Here is a 20,822-nt window from a genome sequence, read left to right on the forward strand (position 1 = left end):
CGACTCCTGAAACGCACACGGGCCGAGCAGGTCGGCGGTCAGCCCTCGTAGGCGTAGTCGGCGCCGAGTTCCCGCATGTACCCGGCCAGCGCCCGCAGGCCGTCGGCGCCGAGTCGTCGGGCCACGAGCGCGTCGAACTCGGCGACGAAGACGGCGAGTCCCTGTTCGGCCTGTGCGCGGCCGGCCGGCGTGAGCACGGCGTTGGTGACCCGCCGGTCGGACGCGGAGGGCTGCCGCTCGATGAGCCCGGCCTGCTCAAGGCGGTCGGCGAGCTTGGTGAAGCCCCCGCTGGACACCGAGATGGTCCGGGACAACTTGGTCAGCGACACGGGCTGATCGCCGGCCCGTAGCAGCCGGACAAGGACGTCGAAGGAACGCCCCGGCACCCCGGTCGCCGCCTCGACCTTGCCGGTGAGGTCCCGCGACACACGGTTGTACGTGAGAACGATCGTGGTCCACGCCTCGACGAGTTCCTCGGACGACGGACTCTCCCCGGGGACACTCGGCGGGAGTTCGGGCTGGGGTGGAGGCGCGACGGATGCCATGCCTCATGGTACCGACCGGCATGAATCTTGCTGGAAAAAAGCTTCCCGGCTAACCTCTTCCCAGGAAGATAAAATGGCTTTGCATTCCACCCACGCGGGCTTGGATCGGCCCTCTCCCCATTTCCAGGCCGACGCCAGATTCCGCACCCCCCGGGCCGGTCAGCCGACCGGCCAAGAAGCCGGAGTCGACAATGTCCACCCCTCCCCCACGCTTCAACGCGGCGGCCACACTATGGGCCATCACCCTCGTCATCGGCCTCGGCCTGGTCACCAACGGCGTCATTCCCAGCGTAGGGATGCTGGTGATCGTCCCCCAGGTCGTCTTCGCGCTGCTCCACGGCGCCCGGCGCTACGGCTGGCGCGCCATCTGGGTCTTCGTCGCCGCAGGTCTCCTGATCAGCAACTTCCTGGAAAACCTCGCCATCAAGGTCGGCTTCCCGTTCGGCAACTACCACTACACCGGCGGCGGCAAGCTCCTCCAGGTGCCCTGGTTCATCGGCCCGGCCTACCTGGCCACCGGCTACCTCGCCTGGATCGTCGCCACCGTGCTGCTCGGCGACGTACGCCGCAACTCGCCCTGGCTGACCACGATCGGCACCCCGGTCGTCGCGGCCTTCGCGATGACCGCCTGGGACCTGTCGCTCGACCCCAGGTCCGCGACCATCAAGCAGACGTGGATCTGGGAGCACGGCGGCGGCTACTTCGGCGTACCCATGGGCAACTTCCTGGGCTGGACCTTCACCGTCTGGCTCTTCATGCAGGTCTTCGCCCTCTACCTGCGCAGCCGGGGTCCGCTGCCCATCGCCGACCCGCGCGAGACCACCACCAGTGACCTCCAGGCAGTGCTGCTCTACCTGCTGACCACGGTGTCCTTCTTCACCCGGCTCTTCACCGGCGAGCACACGACCGTCACCGACGCGTCGGGCACCACCTGGCAGACCGCCGACATCTACGAGACCTCGGCGCTGGTCACGGTCTACGGCATGTGCTTCTTCGCCCTCCTGGCGCTCCTCCGGATCGCCCAGCGGCACACCGCGACACCGGCGCCGGCCCCACCGGTCGAGACACCCGAACCGACGGACCGCGAAAGTCTGCACCCGGCCGCGTAGCGCCCGCCGGCCACACATGAAGGAGGGGCTGCACCCCCGCACAGGGTGCAGCCCCTCCTTCGTGCGCCGGGACCGTCGTCGAGCCGGTGAGGGTCGGGTGACCCGACAGTGGTCCCGGGGGTTTCAGGGGGTCAGCGGTGGTCGCTGCCCGATGACGACGACGCCGCGCGGCCTGCCTCCAGGCGGGCCACCGGGATCCGGAACGGCGAGCAGGAGACGTAGTCGAGTCCGACCTCGTGGAAGAAGTGGACCGACTCGGGGTCGCCGCCGTGTTCGCCGCAGACGCCGAGTTTCAGGTCGGGGCGGGTCTTACGGCCGGCGATGACGGCGTCGTGTACGAGCTTGCCGACGCCGTCGCGGTCGATGGTCTCGAAGGGGGAGACGCCGAAGATGCCCTTCTCCAGGTAGGCGGTGAAGAAGGAGGCCTCCACGTCGTCGCGGGAGAAGCCCCAGACCGTCTGGGTGAGGTCGTTCGTGCCGAAGGAGAAGAACTCGGCCGCCTCGGCGATCTGCCCGGCCGTCAGCGCGGCCCGCGGGAGTTCGATCATCGTGCCGATGGCGAGCTTGAGGTCGGTGCCCGTCGCGGCCTGGACCTCGGCGATGACCTGGTCGGCCTCCTCGCGGACGATCTCCAGCTCCTGCACGGTGCCGACGAGCGGGATCATGATCTCGGCGCGCGGGTCGGCCTTGGCGTTCTTCCGCTCGGCGGCCGCCTCGGCGATCGCCCGTACCTGCATGGTGAAGAGGCCGGGGATGACCAGGCCGAGGCGTACGCCGCGCAGCCCCAGCATCGGGTTCGACTCGTGCAGACGATGCACGGCCTGGAGGAGGCGCAGGTCGTTCTCGTTGGAGTCCTTGCGGGACTCCGCGAGGGCCACCCGGACCGACAGCTCGGTGATGTCCGGCAGGAACTCGTGCAGCGGCGGGTCGAGGAGGCGGACCGTCACCGGCAGGCCGTCCATCGCCTCGAACAGCTCGATGAAGTCCTGCTTCTGGAGCGGCAACAGCTCCTTGAGCGACTCCTCGCGCTCCGCGTCCGTGTCGGCCAGGATCAGCCGCTCCACGAGCTCGCGGCGGTCGCCGAGGAACATGTGCTCGGTGCGGCACAGGCCGATGCCCTGGGCGCCAAAGCGACGGGCCCGCAGCGCGTCCTCGGCGTTGTCCGCGTTGGCGCGCACCCGCAGCCGACGGACCCGGTCGGCGTACGCCATGATCCGGTGCACGGCGGCGACCAGTTCGTCGGCGTCGTCGGCGCCCGCGTGCATCCGGCCCTCGAAGTACTCGACGACCGGGGACGGGACGACGGGGACCTCACCCACGTACACCTTGCCGGTGGAGCCGTCGATGGAGACGACGTCGCCCTCCTCGATGACGGTCCCGCCCGGCGCGGTCAACCGCCGCCGCTTGGTGTCGACTTCGAGCTCCTCGGCGCCGCACACACACGTCTTGCCCATGCCGCGCGCGACGACGGCCGCGTGGGAGGTCTTGCCGCCACGGCTGGTCAGGATGCCCTCGGCCGCGATCATCCCGTCGAGGTCGTCAGGGTTCGTCTCGCGGCGGATCAGGATGACCTTCTCGCCCGAACGCGACCACTTGATCGCGGTGTACGAGTCGAAGACCGCCTTGCCGACCGCCGCACCCGGCGAGGCGGCGATACCCCGGCCGATCTGCTCGACCTTCGCCTGGTCGTCGAAGCGCGGGAACATCAACTGCGCGAGCTGCGCGCCCGTCACCCGCTGGAGCGCCTCCGCCTCGTCGATCAGTCCCTGGTCGACGAGCTGCGTGGCGATCCGGAAGGCCGCGCCTGCCGTGCGCTTGCCCACCCGCGTCTGGAGCATCCACAGCTGACCGCGCTCGATGGTGAACTCGATGTCGCAGAGGTCCTTGTAGTGGTTCTCCAGGGTCTTCATGATCTGCATGAGCTGGTCGTACGACTTCTTGTCGATCTGCTCCAGCTCGGCGAGCGGGACCGTGTTGCGGATACCCGCGACGACGTCCTCGCCCTGCGCGTTCTGGAGGTAGTCGCCGTACACGCCCTGGTGACCGGAGGCCGGGTCACGGGTGAAGGCGACTCCGGTGCCCGAGTCGGGGCCGAGGTTGCCGAAGACCATCGAGCAGACGTTGACCGCCGTACCGAGGTCGTGCGGGATGCGCTCCTGGCGGCGGTAGAGCTTGGCGCGGTCGGTGTTCCAGGAGTCGAAGACCGCGTGGATGGCGAGGTCCATCTGCTCGCGCGGGTCCTGCGGGAAGTCCCGCCCGGCCTCGGTCTTGACGATCTTCTTGAACTTCGTGACCAGCTTCTTCAGATCGGCCGCTTCGAGGTCCGTGTCGACGGTGACCTTCTTGGCCGCCTTCGCCGCCTCCAGCGCGTCCTCGAAGAGGTCGCCGTCGACGCCGAGGACCGTCTTGCCGAACATCTGGATGAGCCGGCGGTACGAGTCCCACGCGAAGCGTTCGTCACCGGCCTGCTTGGCGAGGCCCTGGACCGACTTGTCGGAGAGCCCGATGTTCAGGACGGTGTCCATCATGCCGGGCATGGAGAACTTCGCCCCGGAACGGACGGATACGAGCAGGGGATTATCGGCCTGCCCGAGCGTCTTGCCCATCCGCTGCTCCAGCGCGTCGAGGTGTGCACTCACCTCGTCACGCAGTGCCGCCGGCTCCTCGCCGCTGTCGAGGTAGGTCTTGCACGCCTCGGTGGAGATCGTGAAGCCCGGAGGGACGGGAAGACCCAGGTTGGTCATCTCGGCGAGGTTCGCTCCCTTGCCGCCGAGGAGGTCCTTGAGGTCCTTGTTGCCCTCAGTGAAGTCATAAACGAACTTCACACCCCCCACCGCGCTCTCGGCTACGTGGGGATCTTTGTTTTCCGACACGAGTCTCGACTCCTCGACGTCGCGGTGGCTGCCCTGACGACGGGGAACATACCCAGATCGAAGGCGTCTGGGTACGTCCACTTGTGCGTCATGTGCCTGTAACCACTCGTCCGCCACCAGATCGAAAGTCAAGGCTTGGCAAGCGATGAGATGACGATGTTTTCACTTCTTGAACGGGCCGACGCCCGCAGACCGGTTTATTCACTCATCTGAGCGGCTCATGCCACGCCTGAGTTCAGTTGCTGAACGATCAAGGGGTGGCACTGAGTGCCACCCCTTGGAGAAGTGCAGCCGCTCATGATCCGCTCATCTGAGCCTATTCCCTATCAGGCGTGGCGAGAATCACGCCGGGACGGGGGCCGGATTTCACCATGCGGACCACGATGTGGACACGTCACACGGATGTCACACGACTACCCGAGCCGGTTCCGGTGCGGTCATGCGGCGGGCGGGTCACACCCCCAGCGCCGCCAGCCGCTCCTCGACCCGCTCCGGTGCGTACAGGTACTCCACGACCAGCGCCCCGGCCCCGACCAGACCGGCCCGCTCGCCGAGCCGCGAGGTCACCACGTCCAGATGAGCGGTGGAGCGGGGCAGCGCCCGCTGGTACAGCAGCTCGCGTACGCCCGTGAGGAAGGGAGTTCCGGCCAAATCTCCGGCGATCATCAGGACACCGGGGTTGAGCAGCGTCACCACGGTTGCCAGTACGTCACCCACCTGGCGCCCCGCCTCCCTTGCGAGCGCCATCGCCTCCGGATGCCCGGACGTCAGCAGGTCCCGCACGTCCGATCCAGAGGCGGCCGCCACCCCGGACTCGACGAGCCTGCGCGCCACCGCGCCGCCACTGGCCACGGCTGCCAGACAGCCCCGCGATCCGCACCGGCACAGCACGTCGGCACCCACCCGGATGTGCCCGATGTCGCCGGCGCCGCCGTCGATCCCGCGGTAGATCGTGCCGCCGACGACCATTCCCGCGCCGATACCGGTGGAGACCTTGACCAGCGCGAACGCCGAACAGTCGGGGTAGCCGGTGCGCTGCTCCCCGTACGCCATGAGGTTGGCGTCGTTGTCGACGAGTACCGGGACGCCGGGGCCCGTGCCCGTGTGGTGGGCGAACGCGCGGCCCAGTCTGCCTCTTATGTCGTAACCGTCCCAGCCCGGCATGATCGGCGGCTGCACGACCCGGCCGGTGTCCATGTCGACCGGCCCCGGCACGGCGAGTCCGATGCCGCACACGGCCTCGGCAGGCGTTCCGGCCTTCACCAGCAGGTCGGCGAACCAGCGGCCGAGTTCGCCGAGGACCGCCTCCGGGCCCTCGTCGATGACCAGGAGCCCCGACTGTTCGGCCAGGATCTCGCCGGTCAGGGTGAGGACGGCCGCCCGGCCGTGCCGGGTGTCGAGGTCGGCGGCGAGGACGACGGCGTGGGCGTCGTCGAACTCGAGGGTGATGGAGGGGCGCCCGCCCAGCGGTGAGTCCACCGGGCCGCCGGCGCCCTCGCGCAGCCAGCCCGCGCGGAAGAGCCGGTCGAGGCGCTGGCCGACCGTGGCCCGGGACAGCCCGGTGGCCTGTTGCAGCGCGCCGCGTGTCGTGGCTCGTCCGCTGCGCACCAGTTCGAGCAGCTCTCCGGCGGTTGCCTGATTCCCTGCCCTCACGGTCCTGTCCGCCCTTCCTGACATGCCCACCCTCTTGCGTTCCTCAACTCTGCATTACATATTGAGTTTTGCGTGTTAAATAGACGTAACCCTACGGTAGCTACAGCCGAACTGGTCGGCAGGATGTCTTCCGGGAGACCTGAGTGGACCGCACAACCCAGCTCACCGCCTTGCGCACGGAAATCACCACCTCCGTGCGCACCTCAGGCACACCCCTGGCCGCCTCGGGACCACCCTCCTCGCCCGGCCGGGCCGAGGTAACCCGTACCGGAACACTTGTATACGATCCTGCCGGGACGGCGGGTTCGCTGCACCTCAGGGCGGCCCGGGTTCTGAACGGCAACTGGACAGGAACGTCCACCGTGCCCTCGCGCGGTCTGTACCCGCACCAGTGGTCCTGGGACTCCGCCTTCATCTCCATCGGACTGCGCCATCTGTCCCCCCTGCGGGCGCAGACGGAGCTGGAGACGCTGCTCGGCGCGCAGTGGGGCGACGGCCGGATCCCGCACATCGTCTTCAACCCCTCCGTGCCGCTCGACGCGTACTTCCCGAGCCCCGACTTCTGGCGCTCCTCGGCCGCGGGGGCCGCCGCCGGTGCCCCGCGCACCGTACAGACGTCCGGCATCGTGCAGCCACCCGTGCACGCGCTCGCCGCGTGGCTGGTGCACCAGGCCGACCCGGGCCTCTCGCGGGCCCGCGGTTTCCTCTCCCGCGTCTATCCCCGGCTGGCGGCCTGGCACCGCTATCTGCTGCACCGCCGGGACCTGGGCGGCGGCGGTCTGGCCTCCGTGGTCCACCCCTGGGAACAGGGCATGGACAACAGCCCCTGCTGGGACGCCCCGCTGAGCCGGATCACCCCGGCCCCGCCCCGCTCCTTCCGCCGCGCCGACCTCGACCACGGGGCCGCCGAGGACCGGCCTACGGATCTGGACTACGGGCGGTACGTGCGGCTGGCGACGGACTACCGGGACGGTGGGTACGCCGACGGCGGCGGCGAGTTCGCGGTCGAGGACCCCGCGTTCAACGCACTGCTGATCGCCTCCGAGCACGCCCTCGCCCACATCGCCCAGGAACTGGGTGCGGCGGGAACCGCCCGCCACGCCCGCGCGGAGCGCCTCACGGCGGCCCTGGTGGAGCGACTGTGGGACCCGGCGGAGGGGATGTTCTTCTGCCGGGATGTGTACGCCCGTGGTGAGGGCCGGGGCCCCGAGCGGAACGGAGGTGCCGGGGAGCTGATCGCCGAGCGCAGTGTCTCCGGCCTGATCCCGCTGCTCCTCCCCGCGCTGCCGCGCGACATCGCCGCCACCCTCGTGCGCACCGCGAGCGGGCCGCACTTCGGGCTCGGGGACAGTACTCGGCTCGCGCCGAGTTACGACCTGACCGGAGACGCGTTCGACCCGCACCGCTACTGGCGCGGTCCCGCCTGGTTCAACACCAACTGGCTGCTGGAGCGCGGCCTGCGGCTGCACGGCGAGCAGACGCGCGCGGACGGCCTGCGGGCGGCGCTGCTCGACACGGCCGGCGAGTCCGGGTTCGCGGAGTACGTGGACCCGTACACCCGCGAGGCCTGCGGAGCACTCGGCTTCAGCTGGACGGCCGCGCTGACGCTGGACCTGCTGCACTCACCGGCGGGAGCGGACCAGTTCGCGTCCCACCCGGGACACGAGACGTTCGACAGGGCACACAGCGCGAGCACCTTCGGGAACGCGCGCGCATACGCATTCGAGACGGGCGCCAAGGGAGGGGACCGGGGATGACGGACCGGCATCATCTGCTCGTGCACGGTGGGACGTTCGCCGCCGTGGGCGACGGCGGGGACATCAGCGGGGTGCGGGGCGGCAGCTCCCCGGACGGCTTATTCGTGCGCGACGCACGGCACTTGAGCCGCTGGCAGCTGACCCTGGACGGCGCGGTGCCCGAGGCACTGACACCGGTCGCGGACGGCGACACGGCGCGCTGTGTGCTCGTACCCCGCGGCGGCCGCAACGAGCCGCCCGCGTACACGGTCTTCCGTGAACAGGCCGTCGCCGAAGGCGCCTTCGTGGAGGCGCTGCGCGTCACCAGCAACCGCCCGGCGCCCACGACGGTCCGCGTCGCGGTCACCGCGGACGCCGACTTCACGGACCAGTTCGAGCTGCGCTCCGACTACCGTACGTACGCCAAGACGGGCGTCGTCCGCTCCCGCCAAGTCCTCGACGACGGTGTGCGGTTCGGCTATCAGCGCGGTGAATGGCAGTCCTGTACGACGGTCACCTCCGAGCCCGCCCCGGACGGCGTGGAGGAGACGGGCACGGGCGCCCGTCGCCTCGTATGGACCCTGGAACTCGAACCGCACGGCAGCGCGGAGCTGTCACTCAGGGTCGCGGCGCGTCCGCACGGCGCCACGCACGATCCCGACGTACCGCTCTCCCCCGCAGCCGCGAACGACCAACTTTTCGCGCTCGAAGGGGAGTTCACGGAAGGCGTGCCCTTCCCGACCGGCTGGCCCGAACTGGCCGCGGCCTGCGCGCGAGGTCTGTCCGACCTGGCCGCGCTCCAGGTCCCGGCCCGTGGCCCGGACGGCGAGGAGCTGCGCGTCCCGGCGGCCGGAGTGCCGTGGTTCCTGGCCCTGTTGGGCCGTGACGCGCTCCTGACCTCACTCTTCGCCCTCCCCTACCGCCCCCAGCTCGCCGCCGCCACACTGCCCGCGCTCGCCGCGACGCAGGCGACCGAGGTGGGCGCGGAGGCCGTGTGCCAGCCCGGCAAGATCGTGCACGAGGTGCGGCACGGGGAGCTGGCGCACTTCGGGCAAGTGCCGTACGGGCGTTACTACGGTTCGGTGGATGCGACGCCGCTGTTCCTGGTGCTGCTCGGCGCGTACACCGAGCAGACCGGCGACCTATCCCTGGCCCGCCGCCTGGAGGCCAACGCCCGTGCGGCGATCGGCTGGATGCTGGACCACGGCGGGCTGACCTCGCGCGGCTATCTCGTCTACCGCGCGGACGGCGGCGGCCTCGCCAACCAGAACTGGAAGGACTCCCCGGGCGCCATCTGCTCGGCCGACGGCGGCCGCCCCTCAGGACCGGTGATGGCGGCGGGCGCGCAGGGCTACGCGTACGACGCGCTGCGCCGCACCGCGCACCTGTCCCGCACGGTCTGGGACGACGAGGTCTACGCGGCCCTCCTCGAACAGGCCGCCGGTGACCTCCGGGACCGCTTCCAGCGGGACTTCTGGATGCCCGAACACTCCTTCCCCGCCCTGGCGTTGGACGGTGACGGCCGCCATGTGGACGCCCTCGCCTCCGACGCGGGCCACCTGCTGTGGTCCGGCCTGCTCGACAAGGAGTACGGCGAGCTGGTCGGCCGGCGGCTCCTGGAACCCGACTTCTTCTCCGGCTGGGGCGTCCGTACCCTCGCCTCCGGGCAGGAGGCGTACCACCCGCTCTCGTACCACCGCGGCTCGGTCTGGCCGCACGACAACGCCCTGATCACCCTGGGCCTGGCGAGGTACGGCCTGCACGACGAGGCCCGCACCGTCGCCCACGCTCTGGTCGACGCCGCCACGGCCGCCGGCCACCGCCTCCCCGAGGTCCTCGCGGGCTACGGCCGCGACACTTACAGCGAGCCGGTTCCCTACCCGCACGCGTGCGTACGGGAGTCGAGGTCGGCGGCGGCACCGCTGGCGCTGCTGACGGCGGTGGGGGGAGCATAGGTCCACAGCCCTAGTCGTCGGGTTCGGTGAGCTCGGTGAAGAGGGTCAGCTGAAGGGCTCCCGGTGCTTCCAGCCGGGAGTTCAGCGAGTTCCAGGGGGTACGCGTCGGCTCCGCGATCACCTCGGCCCCGGCGGCGGCCAGCCTCGCCGTGGTGGCGGCGGAGTCGTCGACCTGGAAGGCGACCCGCACATGGCCCGCCACCCGCCGCCCGACCTCGAGCTCGTCGATGAAGGCGGCGTGGTTCGGGTCGGTCAGCTCCAGGGTGGCCCGGCCGGCGTCGAGAATGGTGACCCGCCCGTCGGGCGAGGAGAACGCCCCGCGCTCGGTCAGGCCGAGGACGTCGCGGTAGAAGTGCAGCGCGACGTCGTAGTCGGCCGCCGTGACGACAAGGCGGAGTTCGCTGACGGCGGGTTCGGCGGACTTGTCGTCGGCATCGGGCATTACGTCGACGCCGGGCATTACGCCGGCACCGGGCATTTCGTCGGCACCGGGCTTCCCCTCAGCGACGAACTCTCCCTCAACACCGGGCTTCCCCTCGGCGACGGACTCTCCCTCAACACCGGGCTTTCCCTCGGCGACGCGCTTTCCCTCTGTGTCGGACATGGCGGCTCCCTGGAGATCTCGAGTACGAGCTCGTCAACCGACCGTCCGAGCAGGCGATTCCCCATTCCGCCCGCTACGCGGCGACCATGGCCGTACGCGCCTCCCCGATGAACTGCTCCAGCCTGTCGCGGAACACGCCGTGGGTCTCCTCGAAGCGAGCGCGGGATTGCGGGTTGTCGTCGTCCGAAACCCCCGCCAGCGCACCGTTGGCCTCCGCTGCCGCCGCCAGGAGGACCTCGGCCGCTTCGGCGGCCGGTGCCGGTCCCTCCAGCACGATGACCCGGACGCAGCGCATGAGAGGGTCGAAGGCGCTGCGCAGCTCGGTGCGGAGTTCCTGAATGCGGGTCAGTTGGTCGGCGGGGTCAGGGAGTTGGTAGAACGCGTCGCCGACTCTCCAGTAGAGCTGGCCCGTGATGTGTGCCTGTTCCATCAGGTCCAGGTAGGCGGCCCGCCGGATCTCCCTGACTCGGCCGCGCTGCTGGGCCTGCGCCGAGGCCTCCGCCTGGACCTTCGCCGCGCGGGCGTTGCCCACAGTGGTCACCCAGCTGGCGAGCACCGCGGTCGCACCGGTGAACACCCCGACCCACACCACGCTGTCCGCCACCCGCACATCCTCGGCGAACCGGATTCCCCCTGTCGAGCCCAACTACCCCCCGGACGTGTCCAGTTCCGCGTCCACGCCGATGCCCGAGCAGTCGTACGGGTCCTTGAGCCAACCCTCCGGCAGGACAACCCTGTTGTTGCCCGACGTACGGCCACGAGGCCCGTCCGCGCCGAGCGGCCAGGGCTGGTCGAGGTCCAACTCGGCGAGCCCTTCGGAGAGTTCGGCGATGGACGAGGTGATGGCGAGGCGCTTGCGCATGTCGGAGCCGACGGCGAAGCCCTTGAGGTACCAGGCGACATGCTTGCGGAAGTCGATAACGCCGCGCGCCTCGTCGCCGATCCACTCGCCCAGCAGGGTCGCGTGGCGGACCATGACGGCCGCGACCTCGCGCAGGGTCGGACGGGCGTACTCCTCACGCCCCTCGAAGGCGGCCACCAGGTCGCCGAACAGCCAGGGCCGGCCCAGGCAGCCGCGCCCGACGACCACCCCGTCACACCCGGTCTCCCGCACCATCCGCACCGCGTCGTCGGCGGACCAGATGTCGCCGTTGCCGAGGACGGGGATCTCCGGCACATGCTCCTTGAGGCGCGCGATGGCGTCCCAGTCGGCCGTGCCGCCGTAGTGCTGGGCGGCGGTCCGGCCGTGCAGGGCGATCGCCGTGACGCCCTCCTCCACCGCGATCCGCCCGGCGTCCAGGTAGGTGATGTGGTCGTCGTCGATGCCCTTGCGCATCTTCATCGTGACGGGGAGATCACCGGCTCCGCTCACGGCCTCCCGGAGGATCGCCCGCAGCAGGTTCCGCTTGTACGGGAGGGCGGATCCGCCGCCCTTGCGGGTCACCTTGGGGACCGGGCAGCCGAAGTTCAGGTCGATATGGTCGGCGAGGCCCTCCTCCGCGATCATGCGGACGGCCTTGCCGACGGTCGCCGGGTCCACGCCGTAGAGCTGGATCGAACGCGGCTTCTCGGTCGCGTCGAAGTGGATCAGCTGCATGGTCTTCTCGTTGCGCTCGACCAGCGCCCGCGTGGTGATCATCTCGCTGACGAACAGTCCCTTGCCGCCGCTGAACTCCCGGCACAGCGTACGGAAGGGCGCGTTCGTGATCCCGGCCATGGGGGCCAGGACAACGGGCGGCTGGACGGTGTGCGGGCCGATCGACAGCGGGGGCGCGGGCACGAGGGTGGGCGTGGACATTCCCCCATTGTCACGTACGTCGGCGACTGCGGCGACAGTCGTTAGTTAGACGCACTATCGAAACCGTCGTACGATGGTGAAATGCCCGAGCTGAGCCCCCGCCACCGCATGTTGGTGCTCGCGATCTGCTGCATGAGCCTCCTGATCGTGAGCCTCGACAACACGGTTCTGAACGTCGCCCTGCCCTCCATGCAGAAGGAACTGCACGCGAGCCTGGCAGGCCTCCAGTGGACGATCGACGCCTACACGCTGGTCCTCGCCTCGCTGCTGATGCTGGCGGGCTCGACCGCCGACCGCATCGGCCGCCGGAAGGTGTTCATCGCGGGCCTGGTCATCTTCACGCTCGGCTCGTTGCTGTGCTCGCTCGCCCCGAACCTCGAATCGCTCGTGGCGTTCCGCATGGTGCAGGCGGTCGGCGGTTCGATGCTGAACCCGGTGGCGATGTCGATCATCACCAACACGTTCACCGACCCGCGCGAGCGCGCCCGCGCGATCGGTGCGTGGGGCAGCGTGGTCGGCATATCGATGGCCCTGGGACCCCTGGTCGGCGGGCTGCTCGTGGACTCGGTCGGCTGGCGTTCGATCTTCTGGATCAACCTCCCGGTGGGTCTGACCGCGCTCCTGCTCACCCTGCGCTTCGTCCCCGAGTCCCGCGCCCCCAAGGCCCGCCGCCCCGACCCGGTCGGCCAGATCCTCATCATCGCGCTCCTCGGCTCCCTCACCTACGCGATCATCGAGGCGCCCACCTCGGGCGCCGTCAAGATCGTGGCCTTCGGCGCGGTCGCCGTCGCCTCGCTGACCGCCTTCGTCCGCTACGAGCACCGGCGCGACGAACCCCTCATCGACCTGCGCTTCTTCCGCTCCGCGCCGTTCAGCGGGGCCACCGTCATCGCCGTCTGCGGATTCGCTGCGCTCAGCGGGTTCCTGTTCCTCTCGACGCTCTACCTGCAGAACGTGCGCGGCCTCGACGCGCTGCACGCGGGCCTGTGGATGCTGCCGATGGCAGCCATGTGCTTCATCTGCGCACCACTGTCGGGCCGGCTGGTCGGCAGCCGCGGCCCGCGCGTGCCCCTGCTGATCGCCGGAGTCGCGATGACGGCGAGCGGGGTGCTGTTCGCCGCGTTCGAGGGCGAGACCTCGAACACCACGCTGATCATCGGCTACGTCCTCTTCGGCCTCGGCTTCGGCTTCGTGAACGCGCCCATCACCAACACCGCCGTCTCCGGCATGCCCCGCACCCAGGCCGGCGTCGCCTCCGCCATCGCCTCCACCAGCCGCCAGATCGGCGGCACCCTCGGCGTCGCGGTGATCGGCGCGGTGCTGGCCTCCGGAGTGAGCACGACGGCGTACAAGGCCACCTTCGTGGCGGCCGCCGCCCCGGCCTGGTGGATCATCGCCGGATGCGGCCTCGCGGTCCTGGTCCTGGGCGCCCTGACCAGCGGAGCCTGGGCGCGAAAGACGGCCAGGCGCACGGCGGCCCGGCTGGAGGAGCCGGAACAGCCGGAGCTCCGGGGCGCGACGGGCGTACGGGCCTGACGCCACGACCCCGTCCGCGCCCGGGCCGGCTGACCCGGGCTCGCCGAGCCTGGCCGGCTGACCCGGGCTCGCCGACCGGGGCCGGCGGACCCAGGCCGTCTGCCCCAGGCCGGCTGCCCCGGGCTGGCTAACCTCTCCCGGTATGACCTTCTACGAAGCGGTCGTCGAGGCCTTTCGGCGTCGCGAAATGGACGTGGTGCAGCGCCTGAGCGAGGAGGAGATCACCCGCGCCCGGGCTGCCGGTGATGTCGCCGGCGAGGTGGAAGCGGTGGGCTGTCTGGCACGTGTCGCCATCGTGGGCGGTGACCTGCCCGAGGCAAGGCGGCTGGCCGAGGAGGCACGGGAGCTCGCACGGCGAAGCAGTGACCGCCGCCTGGAGCGGACCCCCCTGCACATCCTGGCGGGCACCGCGCGCATGGCCGGTGACGTGCCCGCCGCTCGCCGCCTGCTCGCGGAGAGCATCGCTCTCAACGAATCCCTGGGCGAGCGCGGAAGCGTCGCGAACGAACGGCACAACCTGGCGTATCTGGAACTGCACGCGGGCGAGGTCCACAAGGCCCGCGAGCTGTTCTCCGCGGCCCGACGCGAGGTGGTGGAGGGCGAGATGACGAACATGTACCCGCAGGTGGCCCTGAGCACAGCGGTCATCGCGGCCGCCGACGGCGACCACCGCCGTGCGACCCGGTACCTGGCGGCGGTCGACAGCGAACTGCGCAGGATCGGGCATCAACTGGACCCCGATGACGCCCAGGAGCACCAGACCCTCCGTGAACGGCTGGTGGAGGAGCTCGGCCGCGACTCGTTCGACGCCGAGTACGGGACGGGATCCGGCCATGCCCTCCTGGAAGTGATCTCCCGGTAGAACACCGCACCGCGGCCGGCCGGCCCGGTTCGAGAAGCCCGGGCTCGGGACGAACCCGGCACCGAGAGCCGCGAGCGTACGAAGCCCGAGCCAATGAGGCCCAAGCCATTGAGCTCAAGCCAATGAGCTCAAGCCAATGAGCTCAAGCCAATGAGCTCAAGCCAATGAGGCTCAGGCCATGACCGTTGCCCCGCGCTCCCCCGCGATCGCGTGCAGCTTCTCCAGCCGCTCGCGCGACTCCGCGTCGGCGGGCACGTACGTCACCAGGCGCGGCCCCACGTCAGGACCGAGCCACAGGTCGGTGTGGTCGACGGTGATGCGGCCGACGTACGCGTTGCGGAACTCCTTGCGCTTGGTGCTCGCGCCGACCACCTCGTGGCGGTCCCAGGCCTCGCAGAAGTCCGGCGACTCCGCGCGCAGCCGCTTGAGGAGCGTCTTCCAGGCGGGCGAGGCGAGATGCCCGGCCATCGAGGCGCGGAACTTGGCGGCCATGAGGCGGGTGGTCTCCTCCAGATGCACGATCGACGAGCGCCACTCCTCGTGCGTGTAGGCGAGGATCATGCAGTTCCGGTCCTCGGGCGGTACGGCGTCGAGGTCGCAGAGCAGCAGGCTGTACGTGCGGTTGTACGCGAGGATGTCGTACCGGCTGTTCTGGACACAGGCCGGCATCGGCTCGAGCTGCTCCAGGATGGTCTGCAGGGCCGGGGACACCGTCGGGCAGGTCATGGGGGGCGCCGGGTCGACGGCTCCGGCCAGCTGGAACAGGTGGACGCGCTCGCTCTGGTCGAGCATCAGCGTGCGGGCGAGTGCGTCGAGCACCTGCACGGAGACATGGATGTCGCGGGCCTGTTCCAGCCACGTGTACCAGGTGACGCCGACGGCGGCGAGCTGCGCGACCTCCTCGCGACGCAGGCCGGGAGTACGCCGCCGGGAGCCGCGCGGCAGACCGACCTGTTCGGGGGTGACGTGCTCGCGGCGATGGCGCAGGAAGGCGGCCAGTTCGTGCCGCCGGATATCCGCCTCGCGACCGCCGTGCCGCCTGGCCGACGCCCCCGAATACACCTGTGCCATCGTTGTCATGCTCCTAGCCTGCCGCACATCTCACCCTGTTTCCAGGTAGTTCCTCTACCAGGATAAGTAAACTCTGGTACCAGTCTGGGACCGGGAGCAGGCTGGAGCACGTGACCGAAACCGGAACCCTCACCACCCCCGTCCGATCCCCCGCCTCGCCACCCGTGCTCGGCGGCCTCGGACTCTTCACCGTGCTGATCGGCGCGGCGCTGCCGTTGATCGACTTCTTCATTGTGAACGTCGCGCTGCCGACCATGGGACAGGACCTCCACGCGAGCGCGTCCGTCCTCGAACTCGTCATCGCCGGGTACGGAGTCTCGTACGCCGTCCTCCTCGTCCTCGGCGGCAGGCTCGGCGACCTCTTCGGCCGGCGACGGCTCTTCCTCGTCGGCATGGCGGCCTTCGGTCTGACCTCGCTGGCGTGCGGGCTCGCGCCCAGCGCCTGGATGCTGGTGGCCGCGCGGGTCGCGCAGGGTGCGGCGTCCGCGGCGATGCTGCCGCAGGTGCTCGCCACCATCCAGTCTGCGACCGCCGGGCCGCGCCGCGCCAAGGCGATGAGCCTGTACGGCGCGACAGCCGGGCTCTCCATGGTGGCCGGGCAGATCCTCGGCGGCGTACTCATCGCCGCGGACATCGCGGGCACCGGCTGGCGTGCGGTGTTCCTCGTCAACGTGCCCGTGGTGATCCTCGGTCTGGTGCTGGCCACGCGGGCGGTCCCCGAGACGCGCTCGCAGCACCCGGAGCCGATCGACGGCCCCGGCACGGTACTTCTCGCCATAGCACTGCTCGCGCTGCTGGCGCCGCTGACCGAGGGCAGGGCTGCGGGCTGGCCGCTGTGGACCTGGCTGTCGCTCGCGCTGTTCCCCGTCGCGGCGGCGGCGTTCTACTTCGTCGAGCGCCGGGAGGACCGCAAGGGCCGTACGCCGCTGGTGCCGCCGAGCCTGTTCGCGCTGCCGTCGTTGCGCCGGGGGCTGGTGATGATCGTGCCGTTCTCGATCGGCTTCAGCGGGTTCATGTTCGTGATCGCGGTGGCCCTTCAGGAGGGTGCGGGGCTCGGTCCGGTCCAGGCGGGTCTTGCCCTCGCGCCGATGGCGGTGGCCTTCTTCGTCGTCTCGCTGTGCGGTCCGCGGCTGATCGCGCGGTACGGCACCCGGGTCGTCACCGCCGGCGGCGTGATCCAGGCGGTGGGCGTGGGCCTCATGGCGCTGGCCGCCTGGCGGTCCTGGCCGGACCTGGGTATCTGGGAACTGGCGCCGGGCGCGGCGGTAGCGGGCGCGGGCCAGGCCCTCCAACTCCCCGTTCTCTTCCGGATCATCCTCTCCGAGGTCCCGCCCGCCCGCGGCGGCGTGGGCAGCGGCGTCATGATCACCACCCAGCAGTCCGCCCTCGCCCTCGGCGTGGCCACCCTGGGCTCCCTCTTCCTGTCCCTCGTCCCGGGCCACGGAATGCAGGACGCGCTGGTGACCACACTGCTCGTCCAGCTCGCCATCGGGATCCTGACGACGGGCCTGAGCCTGCGCCTGCCCCGCACGATCAGCTGACGGCCCGGCCCCTGGCCGCCAACTCCCGTACGGGCACCGCAGGTGAGACTTTCATCACCTCGGCGGGACAGATCGTGACGAGGGACGGCCACGCCGCCAACTCACCGACAAAGAATCCCCGTTGATCTTCGCCATGCTGCACACTCCTTGCTGCGCAAGGGAATGCGGTATACGCGGCATCACGCGGTATCACCAGGAGGTGGCATGCTGCAGATCAACACGAGCAAGGTAAGCCGCTGGGACCAGCACGGCCGCGAGCACGTCGTACACGTTCAGCGGGCGGGCGTACAGCGCACGATCAAATGCGACACCTGCGGGTGGCGCAAGGCGGCACAGTTCCTGCCCTGGCTGAAGGCGGAGGAACACCTGGCGGAGGCGCATCAGGCGACGGTGGACCCGACGGAGGGGTAGCCGGTCCGGGAGCCTTACGGCGCCGGATCGCCGCGGGTCAGGCGCGCACCCCTCGTACGACCAGGTCCACGAGCGCCTCGAACTCCCCGTCGATGCCGGGCTGTTCCCACTCACGGGAGTAGCCGGGGTCGTGGAAACGGTTCGTGGCGTCGAAGAGGGCGCGGGCCGTGACGGCCGGGGCGTCGGACGCGAAGACGCCGCGCCGCACACCGTCCTCGACGATCTCCACGAGCTGGCCGGTGAGGTCGGCGATGTGCCGGTCGACGACACCGCTGTTCTCGCCGGTCAGCAACACCATGTAGGTGGCGAAGAGTTGGGGGTCGTCGCCCGCCTTGCGGCGCTTGGCGGCGAAGAGCGCCGTGAACCAGTCGCGCAGCCGGGACTCGGGGTCGCGGTCCTCGGCGACGATGCCCGCGAGGGACTGTGACGTACGGTCCAGCCAGCGCTTCGTGACCGCCTCCCGCAGCGCCGCCTTCGTGGCGAAGTGGCGGTAGACGCTGCCGTGACTGACGCCGAGCGCGCGGGCCACGTCCACCACGGTGGCCTTGGCGGGCCCGTGGCGGCGCAGCACCTCCTCGGTCGCTTCGAGGATGCGCTCGGCGGTCAGTGCTTCGGTGCTCGGTGCCATGACGAGGACGGTACCCGCCGGTGCCGTCAGCGCTCCGTGCCGAGGTGCGCCATCTGCGCCTGCGGGTAGCGGTCGCCCGCGGCGGCGCCGTCCGGCACGGCCTCCTCGATGGCGGCGAGGTCATCGGCGCCGAGCGTCACGTCCAGCGCACCCAGCGCCTCCGTCAGCCGGTCGCGGCGCCGGGCGCCCACCAGCGGCACGATGTCCTCGCCGCGCGAGAGCACCCAGGCGATGGCGATCTGCGCGACGCTGACGCCCTTCTGCTCGGCGACCTTCCGCAGCGCGTCGACCAGGTCGAGGTTGTGCTGGAGGTTGTCACCCTGGAACCGGGGGCTCATCCCGCGGAAGTCGTTCGCCGCGAGCTGCCGGTCCCGCGTGAAGTGCCCGGAGATCAGCCCGCGCGACAGCACGCCGTACGCGGTGATGCCGATGCCCAGCTCACGGGTGGTCGGCAGCACCTCGTCCTCGATGCCGCGCGAGATGAGCGAGTACTCGATCTGAAGGTCCGAGACGGGGGCGGTGGCGGCGGCCCTGCGGATGGTCCCGGCGCCCACCTCGCTGAGCCCGATGTGCCGTACGTGCCCGGCCTCCACCAGCTCCGCGATCGCGCCCACCGTCTCCTCGATCGGCACATCGGTGTCGGCCCGGGCGATCCGGTACACGTCGATGTGGTCCACGCCGAGCCGCCGCAACGAGTACGCGGCGAAGTTCTTCACGGCCGCCGGACGGCCGTCGTACCCCAACCAGACGCCGTCCGGGTCGCGCAGCGCGCCGAACTTGACGCTCGTCAGCGCCTGCTCCCGCCGAGCCACAGGCGCACTGCGCAAGGCCTCGCCGATCAGTAGCTCGTTGTGACCCATGGCGTAGAAGTCACCGGTGTCGAGCAGGGTCACGCCCGCTTCGAGCGCGGCATGGATGGTCGCGATGGACTCGGCCCGGTCCGCGTCGCCGTACAGCGCGGACATGCCCATACAGCCGAGGCCGAGGGCGGAGACCTGGGGGCCGGTGGATCCGAGGGGGCGGGTTTGCATGAGGGCTCCTTGGAGGTTCTCCGGGCGGGGGGCGTACTCGGACGGGTGTCGTACATCCACCATGACATGACAGCTGACAGATATCAATATCTGTCAGCTGTCATATGTCAGCCGCCGCACACCCGCGATCGGCCGCCAACCGCCATCACATTTGGTCCAGACCTCTTGACGACTGGTCTGGACCAAGAGCACTGTCATGCCTACGACACCTCACCGCACCCCCCACCGGGAGGCCTCGCATGATCCGTCGGAAGCTGCGCCTGCTCGCCGTCGCGCTGGCGACAGTGGTCCTCAGCCCACTGTCGATCGCCATCGCGCCGAGCGCATCCGCTGCCGATACCTGCGCCGTGAAGTCCCGCCCGTCCGGCAAGGTCCTCCAGGGTTACTGGGAGAACTGGGACGGCTCGTCCAACGGCGTGCACCCGCCCTTCGGCTGGACCCCGATCACCGACTCCCGTATCGCGCAGCACGGTTACAACGTGATCAACGCGGCGTTCCCGGTGATCCGTTCGGACGGGACGGCGCTGTGGGCGGACGGGATGGACACGGGCGTGAAGGTCGCGACGCCCGCCGAGATGTGCGCGGCGAAGGCGGCGGGGCAGACGATCCTGCTGTCCATCGGCGGGGCGGCGGCCGGGATCGACCTCAGCTCCGCCACCGTGGCCGACAAGTTCGTCGCGACGATCGTCCCGATCCTGAAGCAGTACAACTTCGACGGTATCGACATCGACATCGAGACCGGCCTGGTCGGCAGCGGCAGCATCAACACGCTCTCCACCTCACAGGCCAACCTGATCCGCATCATCGACGGGGTGCTGGCCCAGATGCCGTCGAACTTCGGGCTGACCATGGCCCCGGAGACGGCCTATGTCACCGGCGGCAGCGTCGCGTACGGCTCGATCTGGGGCTCGTACCTGCCGATCGTGAAGAAGTACGCGGACAACGGTCGGCTGTGGTGGCTGAACATGCAGTACTACAACGGCAGCATGTACGGCTGCTCCGCCGACTCCTACTCCGCGGGCACCGTCCAGGGCTTCACCGCCCAGACCGACTGCCTGAACAAGGGGCTTGTCGTCCAGGGCACCACCATCAAGGTGCCGTACGACAAGCAGGTCCCCGGCCTCCCGGCCCAGTCGGGCGCCGGCGGCGGCTACATGACCCCGACCCTCGTCTCCCAGGCATGGCGGAACTACGGCACCTCCCTCAAGGGCCTGATGACCTGGTCCATCAACTGGGACGGCTCGAAGAACTGGACGTTCGGCGACAACGTCAAGGCGCTGCAAGGCCGTTGAGCGTGAGCGCGTGAAGGGAGAGCGACCCCACCGCCCGGGGCCGCTCTCCCTTCACGTGGTCGCCGAAAGTTCCCGTGCCGTTCCCTTGGACACCGGTGACCTGGTCTCGGACAATTTGGACTGTCGGCGAGCGGTCACCTCGGCGGCGCCTGCCGCCGGCCCGCGGATACGCCTGCG

17 protein-coding genes are annotated in these 20,822 nt (G+C 70.1%); 8 read left to right on the forward strand and 9 right to left on the reverse strand.

Annotated features, from left to right (window positions below):
• Nucleotides 1–38 precede the first annotated feature (38 nt).
• Entirely contained in the window at nt 39–545 is a 507-nt protein-coding gene (locus ACFVKT_RS24750; protein WP_385734946.1) for a MarR family winged helix-turn-helix transcriptional regulator, read from the reverse strand.
• A gap of 191 nt (nt 546–736) precedes the next feature.
• Here ACFVKT_RS24750 and ACFVKT_RS24755 point away from each other — a divergent pair, with 191 nt between their 5' ends.
• Nucleotides 737–1,654 (forward strand): carotenoid biosynthesis protein, encoded by a 918-nt coding sequence (locus ACFVKT_RS24755; protein WP_385734947.1) that lies wholly within the window; start codon nt 737–739, stop codon nt 1,652–1,654.
• 131 nt (nt 1,655–1,785) lie between these two features.
• Here ACFVKT_RS24755 and ppdK read toward each other — a convergent pair whose 3' ends face one another.
• Together ppdK and ACFVKT_RS24765 are read right to left on the reverse strand one after the other, a co-directional pair.
• Nucleotides 1,786–4,527, reverse strand: coding sequence for a pyruvate, phosphate dikinase (ppdK, locus tag ACFVKT_RS24760; protein ID WP_385734949.1), 2,742 nt, complete (start codon nt 4,525–4,527; stop codon nt 1,786–1,788).
• 453 nt (nt 4,528–4,980) lie between these two features.
• Nucleotides 4,981–6,204 (reverse strand): ROK family protein, encoded by a 1,224-nt coding sequence (locus ACFVKT_RS24765; RefSeq protein ID WP_385734951.1) that lies wholly within the window; start codon nt 6,202–6,204, stop codon nt 4,981–4,983.
• 119 nt (nt 6,205–6,323) lie between these two features.
• On the opposite strand from ACFVKT_RS24765, the gene ACFVKT_RS24770 reads away from it, so the two are divergent.
• Together ACFVKT_RS24770 and ACFVKT_RS24775 are read left to right on the forward strand one after the other, a co-directional pair.
• The gene (locus ACFVKT_RS24770; protein ID WP_385734953.1) at nt 6,324–7,937 is read left to right on the forward strand and encodes a hypothetical protein; all 1,614 of its coding nucleotides are present in this window, start codon (nt 6,324–6,326) and stop codon (nt 7,935–7,937) included.
• On the forward strand, nt 7,934–9,871 hold the full coding sequence (locus ACFVKT_RS24775) for a glycogen debranching N-terminal domain-containing protein (RefSeq protein ID WP_385734955.1): 1,938 nt from the start codon (nt 7,934–7,936) through the stop codon (nt 9,869–9,871). Before ACFVKT_RS24770 ends, ACFVKT_RS24775 begins: the two co-directional genes overlap by 4 nt.
• Before the next feature lie 10 nt (nt 9,872–9,881).
• Here ACFVKT_RS24775 and ACFVKT_RS24780 read toward each other — a convergent pair whose 3' ends face one another.
• From ACFVKT_RS24780 to dusB, 3 genes are all read right to left on the reverse strand, one after another.
• Complete coding sequence (locus tag ACFVKT_RS24780) at nt 9,882–10,313, reverse strand: VOC family protein (RefSeq protein ID WP_385735045.1); 432 nt, start codon at nt 10,311–10,313, stop codon at nt 9,882–9,884.
• 235 nt (nt 10,314–10,548) lie between these two features.
• Nucleotides 10,549–11,079 carry a hypothetical protein gene (locus ACFVKT_RS24785; protein WP_385734957.1) on the reverse strand — a complete coding sequence of 177 codons (531 nt, stop codon included), beginning with the start codon at nt 11,077–11,079 and terminating at the stop codon, nt 10,549–10,551.
• A 42-nt stretch (nt 11,080–11,121) separates the two neighbouring features.
• Entirely contained in the window at nt 11,122–12,273 is a 1,152-nt protein-coding gene (dusB, locus tag ACFVKT_RS24790; RefSeq protein WP_385734959.1) for a tRNA dihydrouridine synthase DusB, read from the reverse strand.
• 81 nt (nt 12,274–12,354) lie between these two features.
• On the opposite strand from dusB, the gene ACFVKT_RS24795 reads away from it, so the two are divergent.
• Complete coding sequence (locus ACFVKT_RS24795) at nt 12,355–13,809, forward strand: MFS transporter (RefSeq protein ID WP_385734961.1); 1,455 nt, start codon at nt 12,355–12,357, stop codon at nt 13,807–13,809.
• A 142-nt stretch (nt 13,810–13,951) separates the two neighbouring features.
• Nucleotides 13,952–14,671, forward strand: a complete 720-nt coding sequence (locus ACFVKT_RS24800) for a tetratricopeptide repeat protein (protein ID WP_385734963.1) — start codon at nt 13,952–13,954, stop codon at nt 14,669–14,671.
• Nucleotides 14,672–14,842: 171 nt separating this feature from the next.
• Here ACFVKT_RS24800 and ACFVKT_RS24805 read toward each other — a convergent pair whose 3' ends face one another.
• Nucleotides 14,843–15,751 (reverse strand): helix-turn-helix transcriptional regulator, encoded by a 909-nt coding sequence (locus tag ACFVKT_RS24805; protein WP_385734965.1) that lies wholly within the window; start codon nt 15,749–15,751, stop codon nt 14,843–14,845.
• 101 nt (nt 15,752–15,852) lie between these two features.
• Here ACFVKT_RS24805 and ACFVKT_RS24810 point away from each other — a divergent pair, with 101 nt between their 5' ends.
• Entirely contained in the window at nt 15,853–17,283 is a 1,431-nt protein-coding gene (locus tag ACFVKT_RS24810) for an MFS transporter (RefSeq protein ID WP_385734967.1), read from the forward strand.
• Nucleotides 17,284–17,487: 204 nt separating this feature from the next.
• Nucleotides 17,488–17,694, forward strand: coding sequence for a hypothetical protein (locus ACFVKT_RS24815; RefSeq protein ID WP_365438975.1), 207 nt, complete (start codon nt 17,488–17,490; stop codon nt 17,692–17,694).
• Between the two features lie 37 nt (nt 17,695–17,731).
• Here the strand turns inward: ACFVKT_RS24815 and ACFVKT_RS24820 are convergent, their stop codons facing one another.
• A complete protein-coding gene (locus ACFVKT_RS24820; RefSeq protein WP_385734969.1) occupies nt 17,732–18,322 on the reverse strand; it encodes a TetR family transcriptional regulator in 591 nt (196 codons plus the stop codon).
• 26 nt (nt 18,323–18,348) lie between these two features.
• Complete coding sequence (locus tag ACFVKT_RS24825; RefSeq protein ID WP_385734971.1) at nt 18,349–19,353, reverse strand: aldo/keto reductase; 1,005 nt, start codon at nt 19,351–19,353, stop codon at nt 18,349–18,351.
• Nucleotides 19,354–19,592: 239 nt separating this feature from the next.
• On the opposite strand from ACFVKT_RS24825, the gene ACFVKT_RS24830 reads away from it, so the two are divergent.
• Nucleotides 19,593–20,645, forward strand: coding sequence for a chitinase (locus tag ACFVKT_RS24830; protein WP_385734973.1), 1,053 nt, complete (start codon nt 19,593–19,595; stop codon nt 20,643–20,645).
• Nucleotides 20,646–20,822 lie beyond the last annotated feature (177 nt).

It is taken from the genome of Streptomyces sp. NPDC127595 (genome assembly GCF_042671685.1).
In the GTDB taxonomy this organism is placed as follows: Bacteria; Actinomycetota; Actinomycetes; order Streptomycetales; family Streptomycetaceae; genus Streptomyces.